Consider the following 15,564-nt stretch of genomic DNA (forward strand, 5'->3'; position numbering starts at 1 on the left):
CCGCTCCCGCCGCACCCTCCAGTCCCCGAGAGAGAAGGAACCATCACGTGAAGCCCAGGAAAGCCAGCGCCCTCGCCGGCTCGCTCGCCACGCTCGCGCTCGCCCTCAGCGCCTGCGGCGGAGGCGACATCGACGACGAGACGGCGGCCAACGAGGCCAAGGCCGCCGATGCGGGTGACTGCGGCGAGCTGAACATGGCCGTCAACCCGTGGGTCGGCTACGAGGCGGACGCGTACGTCGTCGGCCACGTCGCCGAGACCGAGCTCGGGTGCTCGGTGACCTACAAGGACCTCAAGGAGGAGGTCTCCTGGCAGGGCTTCGGCACCGGCGAGGTCGACGTCGTCATCGAGGACTGGGGCCACCCCGACCTGGAGAAGCAGTACTTCGCGGACCAGGGCGGCGACGGCAGCGCGATCGGCGCCGGGACGACCGGCAACGTGGGGATCATCGGCTGGTACGTCCCGCCGTGGATGGTCGAGGAGTACCCGGACATCACGAACTGGGAGAACCTCAACAAGTACGCCGACCTCTTCGAGACCCCCGAGTCGGACGGCAAGGGTCAGTTCCTCGGCGCGGACCCGTCGTACGTCCAGTTCGACGAGGCGATCGTCGAGAACCTGGACCTCGACTTCAAGGTGGTCTTCTCCGGCAGTGAGGCGGCCTCGATCGCCGCCTTCGAGAAGGCCGAGAAGAACCGGACGCCGCTGATCGGCTACTTCTACGAGCCGCAGTGGTTCATGTCCGAGGTGCCCCTGGTCAAGGTGAAGCTGCCGGCGTACACCGACGGCTGCCAGGACGACGAGAAGGCCGTCGCCTGCGACTACCCGGAGACCGAGTTGAAGAAGGTCGTGTCGACGGAGTTCATGGAGTCGAACAGCCCGGCGGTCGGGCTGGTGCAGAACTTCCAGTGGACCAACGACGACCAGAACCTGATCGCGAAGTACATCTCCGAGGACGGCATGTCCCCCGAGGACGCCGCGGCGAAGTGGGTCTCGGAGAACCCGGACAAGGTCGAGGCCTGGCTCTCCTAGGCGACGGCGCCCCGTGGGCTCCTCGTCAGTGCCGCATCGCGTGCCACCGAGAGGTGAGGTGCGCGGTCAGGCCGACCAGGGAGCCCACGGCGGTGGCGCCGACCGCGATCATGGCGACGCCGATGACGAAGAGCCCGTCCGATCCGGGCTCGCTGCCCCAGTCCGCGAACGCGATCGCGCACAGCCCGAGGACGGCGCCCGTGACCACCGCGGCGGGCGGCCACCACCACGCGGCCGCGAACACCAGCACGACCAGGGTCAGGCCCAGCCCCACGACCTGGTAGGGCTGGTACGGCCCGGCCGTGTCCATGGTCCCGGGCTCCGTCCAGCGCTCCGCGTGCCAGCCCAGCCACGCCAGCCAGACGACGACGGAGGCGGCGGCGGACACGACGAGTGCGGCGGTGGTCTTCATGCCCCCAGCCTCGCCGCTCGGGGCGCTGCCGCGCCTGAGCACGCGTGCTCAATCGAACGCATGGGGTTGACTCGGGGCATGCGCCGTACCGCCGCGCTCCTGATGATGGCCGCGCTCGTCGCGGGGTGCACGGACGCGCCGTCGGCCGAGCGGCCGGGCTCGTCACCTCCCGCATCGCCGTCCTCGCCCTCGGCGTCGACACCGGCACCCGTCGTCCCCGACCCGCCGACCCCGCGGGTCTCGCCCGACGACGTCCGCGTGGGTACGGCGACGGCGGCCGTCCGCCATCTCGCGGACCGGGTCGGGCCGCGACCCGGCACCTCGCCGGCGTACTTCCGGGCGGCGGCGTGGGTGCAGCGCCGGTTCCAGGAGCTGGGCTGGCAGGTCGAGCGCCAGCGGTTCCCGACGCCGGCCGGCTACTCGTGGAACGGCCCGGTCGACGCCGGCCCGTCGGTCAACGTGCTGGCCACCCGCGGCGACGTCCGACCGGGCGAGCCCTGGCTGGTCGTCGGGGCGCACCTCGACACCGTGGTGGGCTCCCCCGGCGCCGAGGACAACGCCTCGGGCGTCGGGGTCCTGCTGGCCGTCGCCGAGGCGCTGGCCGGTCGGCGTACCCGGCTGCCGGTCGTGCTGGTCGCCTTCGGCTCCGAGGAGCCCCGCGGCCAGGGGGACGCGCACCACCACTACGGCTCGCGCGCGTACGTCGCCGCACTCACACTCGCGCAGCGACGGTCCGTGCGCGGGATGGTCTCGCTCGACCGGGTCGGGGTCGGCGCGGCCGTCCCCGTCGGCAGCCCCGGCGATGACCTGGACCGGCCGACGCGGCGGGTCCTCGCGGCGGCCCGGCGCGCCGGCGTACCGACCCTGCCCGAGACGGGCCAGCGCTCCAGTGACCACTGGTCCTTCGCCCGCGACGGGATGCCGGGCGTCCGGCTCGGCAGCACGCCGTACGCCGGCTACCACTCGGCCGGCGACGTCCCCGCCGTGGTGGAGGCCGACCAACTGGAGCGGACCGCGCGGGTCGTGCTGGCCTGGTTGAGGTGAGTCGGTGCCGTGCCGGCTAGTTCCACGTGACCGTCGGGTTGCCGGCGACGACCGGGAGCTCGGTGGCCGATCGGACCTTCCGGCCGACGGACCAGACGATCACGTCGGTGTCGTCGGGACCGTCGGCCGTGGGTCGCGCCCGGTAGGCGAGCAGTTCGGTGCCGTCGCGGTTCGGCGTGACGTCGTGGTAGATCGTCGTGACACCCGGCTTGCCGTTGCTCAGGAGCCGACGGGCATGGCCGCCGTCGGCAGCCGCGATCCAGGTCGACGACCGCTCCCCTCGGCGACGCTCGATCACGATCCGACGGTGGTCGCCGGTGATGCGGACCGACCGGACGTTTCGCAGCACGAGCTTCGAATGACCCGCCCGGGCCGAGCGCAGGTTCGTCCCGTCGGAGTAGAGGATGCCGTCCCGGGTCCACCCCAGCGCATCGTTGATGACCACCTGGTGGTGCTCGTCCGGCGACGGCAGCACGAGCACCTGCGTCAGCTCACGCCCGTCGAGGCGGACCGTCCAGATTCCGTGGACCCGTTCGCCGTTCCGTTCGGACACCGCCTCGAAAGCCAGGCGCCTTCCGTCGTGGGACCAGCCGATGCCCCCGACAGCCACGAGGTGTGGATGCCGCGCGAGCGGCTCGATCGGCTTTCCGCCCCGGACCGGCGCCACGACGAGCTGGGGAAGCCTGTCACTGCAGCAGGTCGCGAACGCGACCCGACGTCCCGCACCGTCCATCGTCAGACTCGTAGTGAAGCCCTTCGGGAGGTCGTAGATCCGGCGCACGCCGGTCCCGTCGACCCGGGCGGAGCGCAGGTGGATGCCCTTGACCCCGCGCCGGTAGTGGTCCCACACGACCCGGTGCCCGACCTTCGGCGCAGCGAGGCGCTCCGCGCCGACCATCGGCGTCGCCGGGGACGGGGTCGAGCCCGCGGCGACGGCCGCCGGTGCGCACGCAAGGAGCGCGATGAGGGTGGCCAGGGCGCCGCGGCCGGAGATGTTCACTGCGAGAGGGTACGAGCCGCCGCCGGTTCCGGGGTGGGAACCCCGGGATCGGCCGACCTCAGCCCGCGGCCGGGACCACCATGGGGGTACCCGCGACCGGGTCGGGCACGACCAGGCACGCCAGCCCGAACGCCTCCTCGACGAGCTCGGCGGTGACCACGTCGCCCGGCGCGCCCTCCGCGAGGATCCGGCCGCCGCCCATCACGACGAGGTGGTCGCTGTAGCGGCACGCGAGGTTCAGGTCGTGCAGGACGGTGACGATCGTGCGACCGGTGCTGCGGTTGAGGTCGCGCAGCAGCCGCAGGAGATCGACCTGGTGGGCGATGTCGAGGAACGTGGTCGGCTCGTCGAGGAGCAGGAGGTCCGTCTCCTGGGCCAGCGCCATCGCGACCCAGACCCGCTGCCGCTGACCGCCGGAGAGCTCGCGCAGGGGGCGGCGTACCAATGCCTCGGTGTCGGTGGCGGCGAGCGCCGCCGCGACCGCCTCCTCGTCGCGGTCGCTCCAGGCCCGGAACCAGCCCTGGTGGGGGTGGCGGCCGCGGCCGACGAGGTCACCGACGGTGATGCCGTCCGGTGCCACCGGGTTCTGGGGCAGCAGGCCCAGCACGCGCGCCACCTCGCGGGAGTCGCGGTCGAGGATCGGCGTCCCGTCGAGCAGCACCTCGCCCGTCTGCGGGCGGAGCAGCCGGGCAAGCCCGCGCAGCAGGGTGGACTTGCCGCAGGCGTTCGCCCCGATGATGGCCGTGACCCGGCCGTCCAGGATGTCCACGTCCAGGGAGTCCACGACCGTCCGGTCGTCGTACCCCAGTGACAGCCCGCGGGCCGCCAGCCGCGGCCTCGTGTCGATGGCAGCCTCGCTCATCCGCCCAGTCCTCTCCGGTTGGTGGTGGCCAGCAGCCACAGCAGGTACGGCGCGCCGATGGCGCCGGTGACGACCCCGGTGGGGAGGTCGGTCGGCAGCACCTCGACCGCGATGAAGTCTGCGACCAGCACGACGGTGGTGCCGACCAGCCCGGCGGCCAGGATGCTGCCGGCCGCGGTGCGCAGCAGCCGGTCCGCGACCGGACCCGCGACGAGCGCCACGAACGCGATCGGGCCCGCGACGGCCGTGGCGAGCGAGGTCAGCACGACGGCGACCACGATCAGCACGAGCCGGATCAGCTCGGCGGGAGCGCCCAGTGCCCGCGCGGTGTCGTCGCCGAGCTGCAGGCTGCGCAGCATCCGCTGCAGGACCAGGCTCGCGGGCAGCAGGACCGCCACGGCGACCAGCAGCACGCGCACCTCGTCGTCCCCGCCCTGGCCGATCGAGCCGACCAGCCAGTGCATCGCGGCCCGCGCCCCCTGCAGGTCGGTGCGCGTGAGGGCGTACGACGTCAGCCCGGTCGCGAAGGCCGAGACCCCGATGCCGATCAGGATGAACCGGTAGCCCGAGATCCCGTCCCGCCACGCCAGGGCGTACATGAGGACGGCGGTCGCGAGGCCGCCGATCAGGGCGAGCGCGGGGATCCCGACCCCGCTGACCCCGGGCAGCGCGATGCCGATGACCGCGGCGAGGCTGGCGCCGGCGGAGATGCCGACGAAGTCGGGGGACGCGAGCGGGTTGCGGAGCAGCTGCTGGAAGATCGTCCCCGCGGCGCCGAGCGCCAGGCCCACGCCGACCGCGGCCTCGACCTGGGGCAGCCGGAGGTCGCGGACGATGAAGTCGACCGCGGGGTTCTCGCGCAGGTGCAGCAGCGACGCGACCACCTGGTCGATGCTGAGCCGGACGGACCCGAAGCAGAAGGTGACCACGACCAGCGCGAGGCAGGCCGCGGCCAGCGCCAGGTTCACGACGACGGTACGCCGCCGCCGGGACCGGCGGTCGGCTCGCAGGTCGGCCCGCACCTCGGCCAGCGCGCCGGCCGTCACAGCTCGCTCATCCTTCCCCAGCGGACGAGGGCGACGAAGAACGGCGCACCGAGCACGCCCATCACCACGCCGACCTGGAGCTCCCCGGGGGACCCGGCGACCCGGCCGATGATGTCGGCGCCGAGCAGGAGCACCGGGCCGAGGAGCATGGAGTAGGGCAGGATCCAGCGGTAGTCGGGTCCGCAGACGAGCCGCGCCACGTGGGGCACGACGAGGCCGACGAAGACGATGGGACCGCAGGCCGCCGTACCGGCTCCGCACAGCAGCGCCACCAGCCCGAGCAGCAGCACGCGGGTCCGCCCGACCCGGAGGCCGAGGGCGCGCGCGGTGTCGTCGCCGAGGGCGAGCCCGTTGAGCGCTCGCCCGCACAGCAGCGCCCCGACGATCCCGACGACGAGGAACGGGGCGATCCCCTCGACGATCGGGGCGTAGCGTCCCGCGAGCGAGCCCACCTGCCAGAAGCGGAGCTGGTCGAGCACCTCGACGTCGGTCATCATCATGCCGGTGGTGAGGGAGGTGAGGCCCGCCGTCACGGCCGCACCGGCCAGCGCCATCTTGACCGGCGTCGCACCCTCCCGGCCGAGGGACCCGATGACGTAGACCAGGGCGGTCGCGAGCACGGCACCGGCGAAGGCGAACCAGATGTAGCCCGAGACGCTGCCGACGCCCAGCACGGTGATCGCGAGCACCACGGCCGTGGCGGCACCGGCGTTGATGCCCATGATCCCCGGGTCCGCGAGCGGGTTGCGGGTCAGGCCCTGCAGGATCGCGCCGGCGAGGCCGAGCGCCGCACCGACCAGGATCCCGAGGATCGTGCGCGGCACCCGCAGCTGCAGGGCGACGCGGTCCTCGATCGCCCCGTCGTCGAAGTGCCGGAAGGCGTCCACCACGTCACGCAGCGGGATGGACCGGGAGCCGTGCGTGACGCTGAGGAAGGCGATCGCCGCCAGCACCACGAGCAGCACGACGATCCCGCCGGCCAGGTACGGCGACCGGCGGGAGCTCGCGTCGCGCGTCGCGGGGCGAGGGGCGGTCGACGTACTCAGGACTAGTCGCCGACGGTGACGTCGACGTCCGAGAGGTCGTCGGTGAGCTTCTCGAGCGCCTCGGCGTAGTCGCGGTAGGTGTGCAGCCAGAACGCCGGCCACTCGATGACCTGGCCCTCCTGCGCGGCGCGGATGCTGGTCCACGTGGGCTGGTCCTCGGCGGTCTTGACCGAGTCGTCGAAGGTCCGGCCGTCGATGAGGACGACGTCGGGCTGGTACTTGTCCGCGTTCTCCCAGCTCAGGTTCTCCCAGTAGGGGAAGTCCTTGTCGACGGCGTCCGGCTCGATGACGCCCAGGCCCCACTCGGCGAAGTCGAGGAGCTCGGGGGCGAACTCGGGGTTCGCGACGTACAGCAGGTCGGAGGCCGGGGAGACCGCGAGCGCGCTGATCTCCTTCTCCTCCATCAGCGCGGAGAACTCGTCGCGCGCGGCCTCGAAGGCGGCGCGGTCCTTCGCACCCTGCGAGCTCTCGATGTCGGCACCCAGGCTCTCGGCGAGCTTCTCGTAGCCCTCGGTCAGGGCCATGATCGACCCGCCCTGGGGAGCGCCGACGACGTCAGCGAGCTTGGCGAGGTCCTTGCTCTTCTCCTTCACGCCCTCCTCGAGCCCGGAGTGCGCCTTCTCGGCCGGCCACCAGTCCGCCACGATGAGGTCGGGGTTCAGCGTCGACGCCTTGGCCACGTCGATCGATCCCCACTCCTCGCCGAGGATCTCGATACCGTCGAGGTCGAGGCCCTGCAGGTTCGGGTCGGTCTTGACGGACTCGTCGGCGTAGATGCCGATCGGGCGGATGCCGTAGGACATCAGCGCCGCGGCGGCCCCGGAGTGCGCGATGATGCGGGTCGGCACCTCGTCGAGGGTGACCGTCTCGCCGTCGGCGTCGTCCCACTCCCACGGTCCGGCCGGCGTGGCGTCCTTCGTGGGCGCGGCATCGGTGTCCTCGGCGACGTCCGAGCTGCAGGCGGCGAGACCCAGGACGACGAGGGCGCAGACCCCACTGGAAACCAGGCGCTTCATGGCATGTCCGATCTTCTCAAGAACTAAGGCGGACCTAAGTTAGGGCAACCTTGCCCACCGTGGGAACAGCGGGGGCGTGATCCGCCTCACGGGCTCAGAGCCGCGACGCGGTGCGCACCAGCCCGGCGACGCCGGGAGACGTGCTGTGCGGCGGCCAGGCGATGACCGTGGTGACCTGCGGAGCGTCCGCGAGGGGTACGACGGCCAGCCCGTCGCGCAGGTTGGCGCGGGCCGACTCGGGCAGCACGATCGCGGTCCGACCGAGCCGCACCAGTTGGAGGACCTGGGTCAGGTCGCGGAGCTCGGGGCCGGGTCCGTCGGGGTAGGAGCCGTCGAGGTTCGGCCACCGGGGCAGCGGCAGGTCCGGGATCGAGGTCGCCTCGGCCATCGTCATCGAGGTCCGGGTGCTCGACGGATGGCCGGCGGGCAGGATCAGGACCTGCTCCTCGACCGTCAGCGTGTCCACGTCGAACCCGCTCACGTCGTCGAAGGGCCGGTGCAGGATCGCGACGTCGGCGCGCCCGTCGCGCAGCATCAGCGCCTGGTGCCCGGGCGGGCTCAGCACGACGTCGATCGCGACGGCGTCGGGCTCGGCGGCGTACGCGTCGAGGAGCTTGACCATCAGCTCGCTCGACGCCCCCGCCTTGGCGGTGAGCACCACGGCGGCGCGACCGCCGGCGTCGACGGTGCGACGCGTACGCCGCTCGGCGGCCTCGACCGCGGCCAGCGCGGCTCGGCCCTCGCGGAGCAGGGTCTCGCCGGCACTCGTGAGGGTCACGCCGCGCGGGGTGCGGACGAACAACGCGCCGCCCAGCCGTCGCTCGAGCTGGGCGATCGCCCGGGACAGCGGCGGCTGGGCCATGCCGAGTCGCTCGGCGGCCCGCCCGACGTGCGACTCCTCGGCGACGGCGACGAAGTAGCGCAGCTCGCGGGTCTCCACCTCGTCGAGGCTACGCGCCTCACCTGGGGTCATACCGCCGCGGTATCGACCGCGACCCGATCGGTCTTGGATCGCGGCGGCGTCGCGAGCACAGGATCGAGGCATGGCAGAGATCAGCACTGAGAACAGCACCGAGAACACGAAGATCGCGCTCGTCACCGGCGCCAACAAGGGCATCGGCTACGAGATCGCCGCCGGGCTCTCCCGCCTCGGCTTCCGCGTCGGGGTCGGCGCTCGCGACGCGGGTCGTCGCGAGGACGCCGTCGCGAAGCTGACGGCGGAGGGGCACGACGTGTTCGGCGTACCGCTGGACGTCACCGACGACGCGTCGGTCGCGGCCGCCGCTGCGCAGCTCGACGCGGCGGGCGGCCTCGACGTCCTCGTCAACAACGCCGCCATCACCGGCGGGATGCCCCAGGAGCCGACCCGGGTGAGCGCCGGGCAGGTCCTGGCGGTCGTCGACACCAACGTCGTCGGCGTCATCCGGGTGACCAACGCGATGCTGCCGATGCTGCGCCGCTCGCCGTCGCCGCGCATCGTCAACGTCTCCAGCACGGTCGGCTCGCTCACCCTGCAGACCGCCCAGGCCGCCGCGGTCGGCCCGATCTCGGCGGCGTACTCGCCGACCAAGTCGTACCTGAACGCCGTCACGATCCAGTACGCCAAGGAGCTGGCAGGCACCGGCATCCTGGTCAACGCGGGGTGCCCCGGCTACGTCGCCACCGACCTCAACGGTCACCAGGGGACTCGGACACCCGAGCAGGGCGCCGCGATCTTCCTGGAGCTCGCCACCCTGCCCGACGGTGGGCCGAGCGGGACCTTCCGCGACGAGACGGGCATCCAGCCCTGGTGAGGTGCGCGGCAGCGACCACACCCGACGCTGGTTGAGGTGCGAGGAGCGCAAGCGACGAGCCTCGAAACCCCGCGAGCCGCACGCCGGCCTCGACCCGCACCCCATCCCCGTCGCGCTGTCGAGACGCGCACGGACCACGTGATCCGCCCGCCGTGGCCGAAAGTGGACTGGACCACCAGTTTTACTTTGACGCCGTTCGGGGGAGTGATCGGGGGCGGGGGGCACGCGCTCCCTCGCCCACCCCCGACGTCGACGAGAGAGACCCCACGTGAACCTGCTCAGCCGCACGACCGCCGCCGTGGTCACCACCCTGGCGCTGACCATCCCCGCCGGCGCCTTCGCCACGAGCGCCCAGGCAGCGCCGGGCGGCGCGGTCGGCTCCGAGACCCACGGCCAGGAGCTGGCGAAGAAGAAGGCCAAGAAGCCGAGGATCAAGCTCAAGCGGTCGGCCGCCTACTCCCACGTCGGCCAGCCCGGCGTGAAGGTCACCGCGGTGCTCAAGCGGTCGGCCAAGGGCAAGGTCACGTTCACGGTCAACGGCGCCAAGGCCCGCAAGGTGAAGCTGAAGAAGGGCAAGGCCTCCTTCCGGCTGCCGAGCACCACCGCCGCCGGCACCTACAAGGTGACCGCGAAGTACAAGCGCGCGAAGAAGACCACCAAGGTCCGCGTCTACAACTCGGCCATCAAGCTGTCGGCGACGTCGTTCACCATCTCGAAGTCCGCTGACAGCTGGGACCTGCCGACCCTCACCGGCTCGGTCGTCTTCAAGGGCACGCCGGCGAAGAAGGGCTACGTCGACATCTACCAGGACGGCCGCAACAAGGCGGGCAGCTCCTCGCCGTACTACTGCTGCATGGCGACGGTCGCCGCCAACGGGACGTTCACGTTCGGCTCGTCCACCTTCCTCGGGCGCGTCAAGGACCGGCAGCAGCCGGGCACCTACACCTACCAGGCGTTCTACACCGACGGCCCGGCGTTCGCCGACTACATCTACTCCACCCCGATCACCGTGACCGTCACCCCCTGACGCCCCACACCCCGACGACGGCCCGCCAGCGATGCTGGCGGGCCGTCGTGCTTCCGGACGTCGGTGACACCGACGCTGGTTGAGGTGCGAGCGAAGCGAGCCTCGAAACCCGGTGGAGAACGACGAGAGGCCGCGTTCCGGTCAAGGGAACGCGGCCGGTCCGATCGTGGGCGACGCCGGTTGTGCCGAGATTCCTACTGGTGCTGGGATGCCGTCTGCTCGGCCATCAGACCGAGCTGAGCCATCATTGATCCGGTGTCGAAGTACGTCGTCTGACTCTGGACCTTGCCGTCCTTGAACTCCATGACGTCGCAGAGCTGCAACGTCAGGGACCGCCCGGTGGCGGGGATGTCACCCATGCTGGTCGCCAGGGTCCCCGTGTGGGTTCCTCGAGGAGATCGCCCAGCTGGAGTCCGGCATCCGCCGCCACCTCGCCTCCGCCACGGGACGGTTCGAGTGCTGGCTCGCCGCCCGGCAGGTTCGCGGGCAGGCCTAGCGCGACAGTCCTAGTTCTTGCCGATCTCTTCACGCTGGACGTTCTGGACCAGCCACGTGGCGATGAGCGCCGTCACCGAACCGACGACCGCGATACCGACGACCATCAACGCCACGGCGATGCACCGCCCCGGGGTGGTCACCGGGAACCGATCCCCGTAGCCGACCGTGGTGACCGTCGTACACGCCCACCACAGGGCGTCCCCGGCGGTGTTGATGTTCGCGCCGGGTGCATCTCGCTCGGCATCCAGGATGGCGAGAGCACCGAGAACGACTGACATGAGCGCGACACCGGAGACGTAGACGCCGACGCGTCCGACGAGGCCACCCGCAGCGGACCGGTTCAGGATGCGGGCGAACGCGAGCAGTCGCAGCAGACGCAGGGGACGCAGCATCGGGGCCGCGATCAGCACAAGGTCGTACCAGTGCCTCAGGGCGTACGAAGGACGGCGGTCCGCGAGATAGATCCTCACCAGGAAGTCGATAGCGAACGCGCCCCATACCGTCCACGACGCGTAGGCGAGCAAGGTCTCGAGGTCAGGGTCGATGCGCGGATCAAGCACCGGCCACGCGTAGGCGATCAGGAAGGCGGTGGCGAGGAGCAGCAGGGGGACCTCATTGGTCCGTTCCCACTGTTCGACACGGCTCGGCTCGGACGACACAGGCCGGGACACTAGCGATGCGGGCGCAGCAAAGCGCGGGATCGCGCGAACCCGTCGGCGCCGGGCCGGCATGGCTCACCCCACCGCGTGGAACGTCAGACCACGCCCTGGTGCCCAGACGAAGAGCGCGGCGCGCTCGTGGGCCGATGGGTGCCGGCAGCTGAGACTGTCCCCGCTGCCACCTTGCGAGGATCTCCCTCTGTCTGGCCTCGGCGGCCTCGACGGTGTCGAAGAACTCGAGACCGACGGTGCGAAACAACGACGGGATCTTCCGCCTGCTGCGCGACACGACCACCTTCGTGCGGTCGTCCCCGGATCTCAGCCAGCGCCAGACGCGCCGACGAGCAGCGGCGAGAGCGGCGAGGAAGATCGCGTGCTCCAGGCTGAACCTCTCCGCCCTGGTGCCCCACGTCATCACCTCGACCGGAAGGACCTGGACGCAGGCGAGTCCGGTGCCGTCACGGAAGACGGCGTCGGGATCATCGAGGTCGGGCCCGAGCCGGACCCAGAACCCCTTCGGATCACTGGACATGTTGCTGAAGATGACCTCGTCGCACGTAGTGGGACTGACACAACTGGCCCGAGTGCGCGCAGCCGCAGCCGCAGCACGTGTCGGGTCGACGACTTCTGTAGGTCCGTCTACGGACCACTCACCATCACCCCACCCGGGCACTCCGCACGACGCCGCCGGCGTCGTGCCCGAGGTTGAGGCGATCGGGACGGAAGTCCATCGTCAACATGGCGTCGAGCGGGTGGGCGCGCACGTGCCAGCCGGCGTCGGTGGCGAGGCGGGTGGCCTCGGCGACGTCGAGGCCGACGAGGGTGGCGGGGTCGCGGGGGTCGGGCGGGGTGGCGGAGGTGCGCAGGAACGGCCGGAGAGCGCCGACCGACTTCGCCGGTACCGTGACCGCGATGCCCTGGCCGATGGCGCGCAGCCGCCAGCCGGTGCCGTCGCGGAAGAGCGTGGCCATCGCCAGACCGGTCTGGGAGACCCCCGAGGTCAGCGTGAACCTGGCCAGCTCGACGTCGGTGGCGTCGTCGACGATGCGGCAGTAGGCGTTGGCGATCCAGTCGAGAGGGTGCCCCTGGTAGCTGCTGACCAGGAAGGCGATCGTGTCGACCTTGGCGTACACCTTGCTCAGGTCGACGGCGATCACCTCGTCGTCGCCCTCACCGCTGCCGCTGCGGTTGTCACCCTGGTGCGCCACCGACCCGTCGCGGGTCGCGAGGTTGTTGTAGAAGGCCAGGTCGAAGAGCTGCTCGCCCATGAACTGCACGGCCGACGCGTCCAGATCGACGTCGCGCGCGGCGCCGGCGGGTCCCGCGTTGCTCTCCTTGTCCCAGCCCACGCCGAACCGCAGCCGGGTCACCGGCTCGCCCGACTCGGTGGCGAGCGTCCACTCCTGGCCGGGGCTGAGGTCGATCACGGCGCCGAACCTACCCCTGCGGCGTACGGGCCGGTGCTCGCCGCCCACACGTCGGCGAGCACGCCCGCCCCGTCGACGCCGTCGAGCAGGCGGGGCACGAACGTCACCGGGTCCATCCGGTACGGCGCCAGCCGCACCGCCTTCAGCTCCGCTCCCCAGAACGTCGCCTCCAGCAGCACCCCCTCGCGCGCCTCGACGGGGAACCGGTCGGGACCCATGTCGAAGACCAGGTTGCCCAGCGAGTGCAGGACCGGTACGCCGCGGACCGCGTCCACGCCCTGCACCCAGTGCGGGTGCCCGCCGACGACCAGGTCGGCACCCGCGCGGACCAGCCGCCGCCCGACCGTGCGCTGGAGCGGCTCCGGCTGATGCGTGTACTGCGTGCCCCAGTGCGGCAGCACCACCACGACGTCGGCGCTCCGCGCGGCCCGTCGTACGACGGCCTCGACGTGGGCGACGTCGGCCGGCACCAGCGGGCCGGTGCGCGGCGGCATCCGCACCGACAGCGCGCCCGGCTCCGTGCGGGTCGCGCGCGGGGTCTCGCCGATGGCGTTGAAGGCGACGAACGCGAAGCGCACCCCGCCGCGCTCGACGTACGCCGGCCGGCTCGCCGCCGCCAGGTCGCGACCCGCGCCGACCGGCACGATCGGGCTGTCGGCGAGTACGTCGACGGTCTCTAGCAGCGCCCGCGGCCCGTAGTCCCCCGCGTGGTTGTTGGCCAGCGACAGCACGTCGAGGCCCGAGCGGCGCAGCGGGCCGAGCAGCGCGGCGCTCGCGCCGAAGGAGTCCCCGCCCTGGGTCGGCGCCCCGTCGATCGACAGGGTGCTCTCCAGGTTGGCGACGGCCAGGTCCGCCGCTCGGAACGGCCGGGACAGCGGCCGGAGCGCGTCCGCCGCGGAGGGCACACCCCGCACCAGCATCAGGTCCCCACCGACGACCAGCTCGACGGCCCGCGGGTCGTCGCGCACCGGGTCGACACCCGCCACCCGGGCCGCGACCACGGTCGGACCCACCTCGTCGAGGGGGACGACGTCGACGTCCCGCCCGCGCCATCGGTCGAGGTTCCCCTCGACGATGCGGCGGTACGCCGCCCGCGACAGCTCCAGCCGCGGCTCGGTCGCGTGTCCGACGACGGCGAGCACGGGGTCGGCCGGAGGCGAGGTCGCCTCCGAGGGCGTGACCGACGGCGGGTCGGCCTCCGGCGAGGACGAGGACGACGACGGGCTCGTGCAGGCCGTCAGGGTGAGCAGCAGGACCCCGACGACCGCCCGCACGTCAGCGCCCGTCGAGGTAGGACAGCGCGATGTCGACGAGCGAGACCCGGGGCAACCGGCTGATCTCGTCCTTGGCGAACCAGCGCGCCTCGTCGGTGGTGCCGTCGACCTCGTGGGTCAGCTCGCCGCCCGTGACGGTCGCCGCGAAGACGACGCGGACCGCCTTGAGCGGCCGATCCGTCCCGGTGGAGCGCCGGTTCGGCGAGAAGACGGCCGAATCGACCCCGAGCAGGCCGTCGAGGCGGACGTCGTACCCCGTCTCCTCGCGGACCTCGCGGACCGCCCCCTCCTCGACCGTCTCGGCGAGCTCGACGCCGCCGCCGGGCAGCGTCCAGCGCCGCTGCTCCCCCTCGTTCCACAGCGCGAGCAGGATCCGGTCCGCGTCGTCGCGGATGAGGGCGTACGCCGCGAGCCGGGTGTCGTACTCGGTGTAGTGCGGAAGGTCGGTCACGTGAGCATTCTCGCAACTGCGCCCCAACGGAATGTTCCGAACCGCAGAGGGATTCCGGAAGGTATGACCGTTCCGACCATCACCCTGAACGACCAGACGACCATCCCCCAGCTCGGCTTCGGCACCTACCAGGTCCCGCCCGAGCAGACCGCCGCGACGGTCGGCACGGCGCTCGAGGTCGGCTACCGCCACCTCGACACCGCGCAGATGTACCAGAACGAGCAGGGCGTCGGCGAGGCGATCAAGGCCTCCGGGATCGCCCGCGAGGAGCTGTACGTCACCAGCAAGCTGAACAACGGCTTCCACCGGCCCGACGACGCCCGTCGCTCGTTCGACGAGACCCTGACCCGCCTCGGGCTGGACCGCATCGACCTGTTCCTCATCCACTGGCCGCTCCCGACGCTGTACGACGGCGACTACGTGTCGACCTGGCGGACGCTGGCCGAGTTCGTGGCCGACGGCCGCGCGGCCTCCGTCGGGGTCTCGAACTTCCATCCCGAGCACCTCGACCGGATCATCTCCGAGACCGGCGTGGTGCCGGTCGTGAACCAGATCGAGGTGCACCCGTACCTCACCAACGAGGCCGCCCGCGCCGCCTCGATCCGGCACGGCGTCGAGGTGGAGGCCTGGTCCCCGATCGCCCAGGGCGCCGTCCTCGACGACCCGGTGATCGGCGAGATCGCGGCCGCCCACGGCAAGACCCCGTCGCAGGTCACCCTGCGCTGGCACGTCGAGCGCGGCGACATCGTCTTCCCGAAGTGATGCGCGAGGAGCGGATGCGGGAGAACTTCGACATCTTCGACTTCACCCTCACCGCCGACGAGGTCTCCGCCATCACCGCCCTCGACCGGGGCGAGGACGGCCGGACCGGCCCGAACCCGGACACGTTCGACTACGTCCCCTCCTGACCCACCCGCCACCCGCCGACCCGGCGTGAGTTTGCTGCCGACCCGGCGCGAGTTCGCGCCGGGTCGGCAG

Annotated in this window: 15 protein-coding genes and 2 pseudogenes; 5 read left to right on the forward strand and 12 right to left on the reverse strand. The window is 72.0% G+C overall.

Annotated features, from left to right (window positions below; all coding sequences use genetic code 11):
* Positions 1–47: 47 nt before the first annotated feature.
* A complete protein-coding gene (locus VMF51_RS20960) occupies positions 48–1,031 on the forward strand; it encodes an ABC transporter substrate-binding protein (protein ID WP_325476418.1) in 984 nt (327 codons plus the stop codon).
* Positions 1,032–1,056: 25 nt separating this feature from the next.
* Here the strand turns inward: VMF51_RS20960 and VMF51_RS20965 are convergent, their stop codons facing one another.
* The gene (locus VMF51_RS20965; RefSeq protein WP_325476419.1) at positions 1,057–1,443 is read right to left on the reverse strand and encodes a hypothetical protein; all 387 of its coding nucleotides are present in this window, start codon (positions 1,441–1,443) and stop codon (positions 1,057–1,059) included.
* Positions 1,444–1,521: 78 nt separating this feature from the next.
* On the opposite strand from VMF51_RS20965, the gene VMF51_RS20970 reads away from it, so the two are divergent.
* Positions 1,522–2,487, forward strand: coding sequence for a M28 family metallopeptidase (locus VMF51_RS20970; RefSeq protein ID WP_325476420.1), 966 nt, complete (start codon positions 1,522–1,524; stop codon positions 2,485–2,487).
* A 16-nt stretch (positions 2,488–2,503) separates the two neighbouring features.
* On the opposite strand, the gene VMF51_RS20975 is transcribed toward VMF51_RS20970, so the two are convergent.
* The 6 genes from VMF51_RS20975 to VMF51_RS21000 form a co-directional block, all read right to left on the reverse strand.
* The gene (locus tag VMF51_RS20975) at positions 2,504–3,487 is read right to left on the reverse strand and encodes a hypothetical protein (protein WP_325476421.1); all 984 of its coding nucleotides are present in this window, start codon (positions 3,485–3,487) and stop codon (positions 2,504–2,506) included.
* A 58-nt stretch (positions 3,488–3,545) separates the two neighbouring features.
* Entirely contained in the window at positions 3,546–4,349 is an 804-nt protein-coding gene (locus tag VMF51_RS20980) for an ABC transporter ATP-binding protein (protein ID WP_325476422.1), read from the reverse strand.
* Complete coding sequence (locus VMF51_RS20985) at positions 4,346–5,395, reverse strand: FecCD family ABC transporter permease (protein WP_325476423.1); 1,050 nt, start codon at positions 5,393–5,395, stop codon at positions 4,346–4,348. The genes VMF51_RS20980 and VMF51_RS20985 overlap by 4 nt, the downstream gene beginning before the upstream one ends.
* Complete coding sequence (locus VMF51_RS20990) at positions 5,392–6,360, reverse strand: FecCD family ABC transporter permease (protein WP_325476424.1); 969 nt, start codon at positions 6,358–6,360, stop codon at positions 5,392–5,394. The genes VMF51_RS20985 and VMF51_RS20990 overlap by 4 nt, the downstream gene beginning before the upstream one ends.
* 83 nt (positions 6,361–6,443) lie before the next feature.
* A complete protein-coding gene (locus VMF51_RS20995) occupies positions 6,444–7,457 on the reverse strand; it encodes an ABC transporter substrate-binding protein (RefSeq protein WP_325476425.1) in 1,014 nt (337 codons plus the stop codon).
* 94 nt (positions 7,458–7,551) lie between these two features.
* The gene (locus VMF51_RS21000; RefSeq protein ID WP_325476426.1) at positions 7,552–8,397 is read right to left on the reverse strand and encodes a LysR family transcriptional regulator; all 846 of its coding nucleotides are present in this window, start codon (positions 8,395–8,397) and stop codon (positions 7,552–7,554) included.
* Positions 8,398–8,500: 103 nt separating this feature from the next.
* On the opposite strand from VMF51_RS21000, the gene VMF51_RS21005 reads away from it, so the two are divergent.
* Together VMF51_RS21005 and VMF51_RS21010 are read left to right on the forward strand one after the other, a co-directional pair.
* A complete protein-coding gene (locus VMF51_RS21005) occupies positions 8,501–9,250 on the forward strand; it encodes an SDR family NAD(P)-dependent oxidoreductase (protein WP_325476427.1) in 750 nt (249 codons plus the stop codon).
* 268 nt (positions 9,251–9,518) lie between these two features.
* A complete protein-coding gene (locus VMF51_RS21010) occupies positions 9,519–10,277 on the forward strand; it encodes a hypothetical protein (RefSeq protein WP_325476428.1) in 759 nt (252 codons plus the stop codon).
* Positions 10,278–10,471: 194 nt separating this feature from the next.
* On the opposite strand, the pseudogene VMF51_RS21015 reads toward VMF51_RS21010, so the two are convergent.
* The 5 genes and pseudogenes from VMF51_RS21015 to VMF51_RS21035 all read right to left on the reverse strand — a co-directional run.
* Positions 10,472–10,654 (reverse strand): annotated as a pseudogene (locus VMF51_RS21015) (ester cyclase); the annotation flags it as partial.
* Positions 10,655–10,783: 129 nt separating this feature from the next.
* Complete coding sequence (locus tag VMF51_RS21020; protein WP_325476429.1) at positions 10,784–11,434, reverse strand: potassium channel family protein; 651 nt, start codon at positions 11,432–11,434, stop codon at positions 10,784–10,786.
* A gap of 656 nt (positions 11,435–12,090) precedes the next feature.
* Positions 12,091–12,861: a TerD family protein gene (locus tag VMF51_RS21025; protein WP_325476430.1), complete on the reverse strand. Its 771-nt coding sequence runs from the start codon at positions 12,859–12,861 to the stop codon at positions 12,091–12,093.
* Positions 12,858–14,135, reverse strand: a complete 1,278-nt coding sequence (locus VMF51_RS21030) for a CapA family protein (protein WP_325476431.1) — start codon at positions 14,133–14,135, stop codon at positions 12,858–12,860. The genes VMF51_RS21025 and VMF51_RS21030 overlap by 4 nt, the downstream gene beginning before the upstream one ends.
* A gap of 1 nt (position 14,136) precedes the next feature.
* Positions 14,137–14,586 (reverse strand): NUDIX hydrolase, encoded by a 450-nt coding sequence (locus VMF51_RS21035; protein ID WP_325476432.1) that lies wholly within the window; start codon positions 14,584–14,586, stop codon positions 14,137–14,139.
* 63 nt (positions 14,587–14,649) lie between these two features.
* Between VMF51_RS21035 and VMF51_RS21040 the strand changes: the two are divergent.
* Positions 14,650–15,494, forward strand: a pseudogene (locus tag VMF51_RS21040) (aldo/keto reductase).
* The last annotated feature ends 70 nt before the right edge of the window (positions 15,495–15,564 follow it).

This window comes from Nocardioides sp., from assembly GCF_035503875.1.
In the GTDB taxonomy this organism is placed as follows: domain Bacteria; phylum Actinomycetota; class Actinomycetes; order Propionibacteriales; family Nocardioidaceae; genus Nocardioides.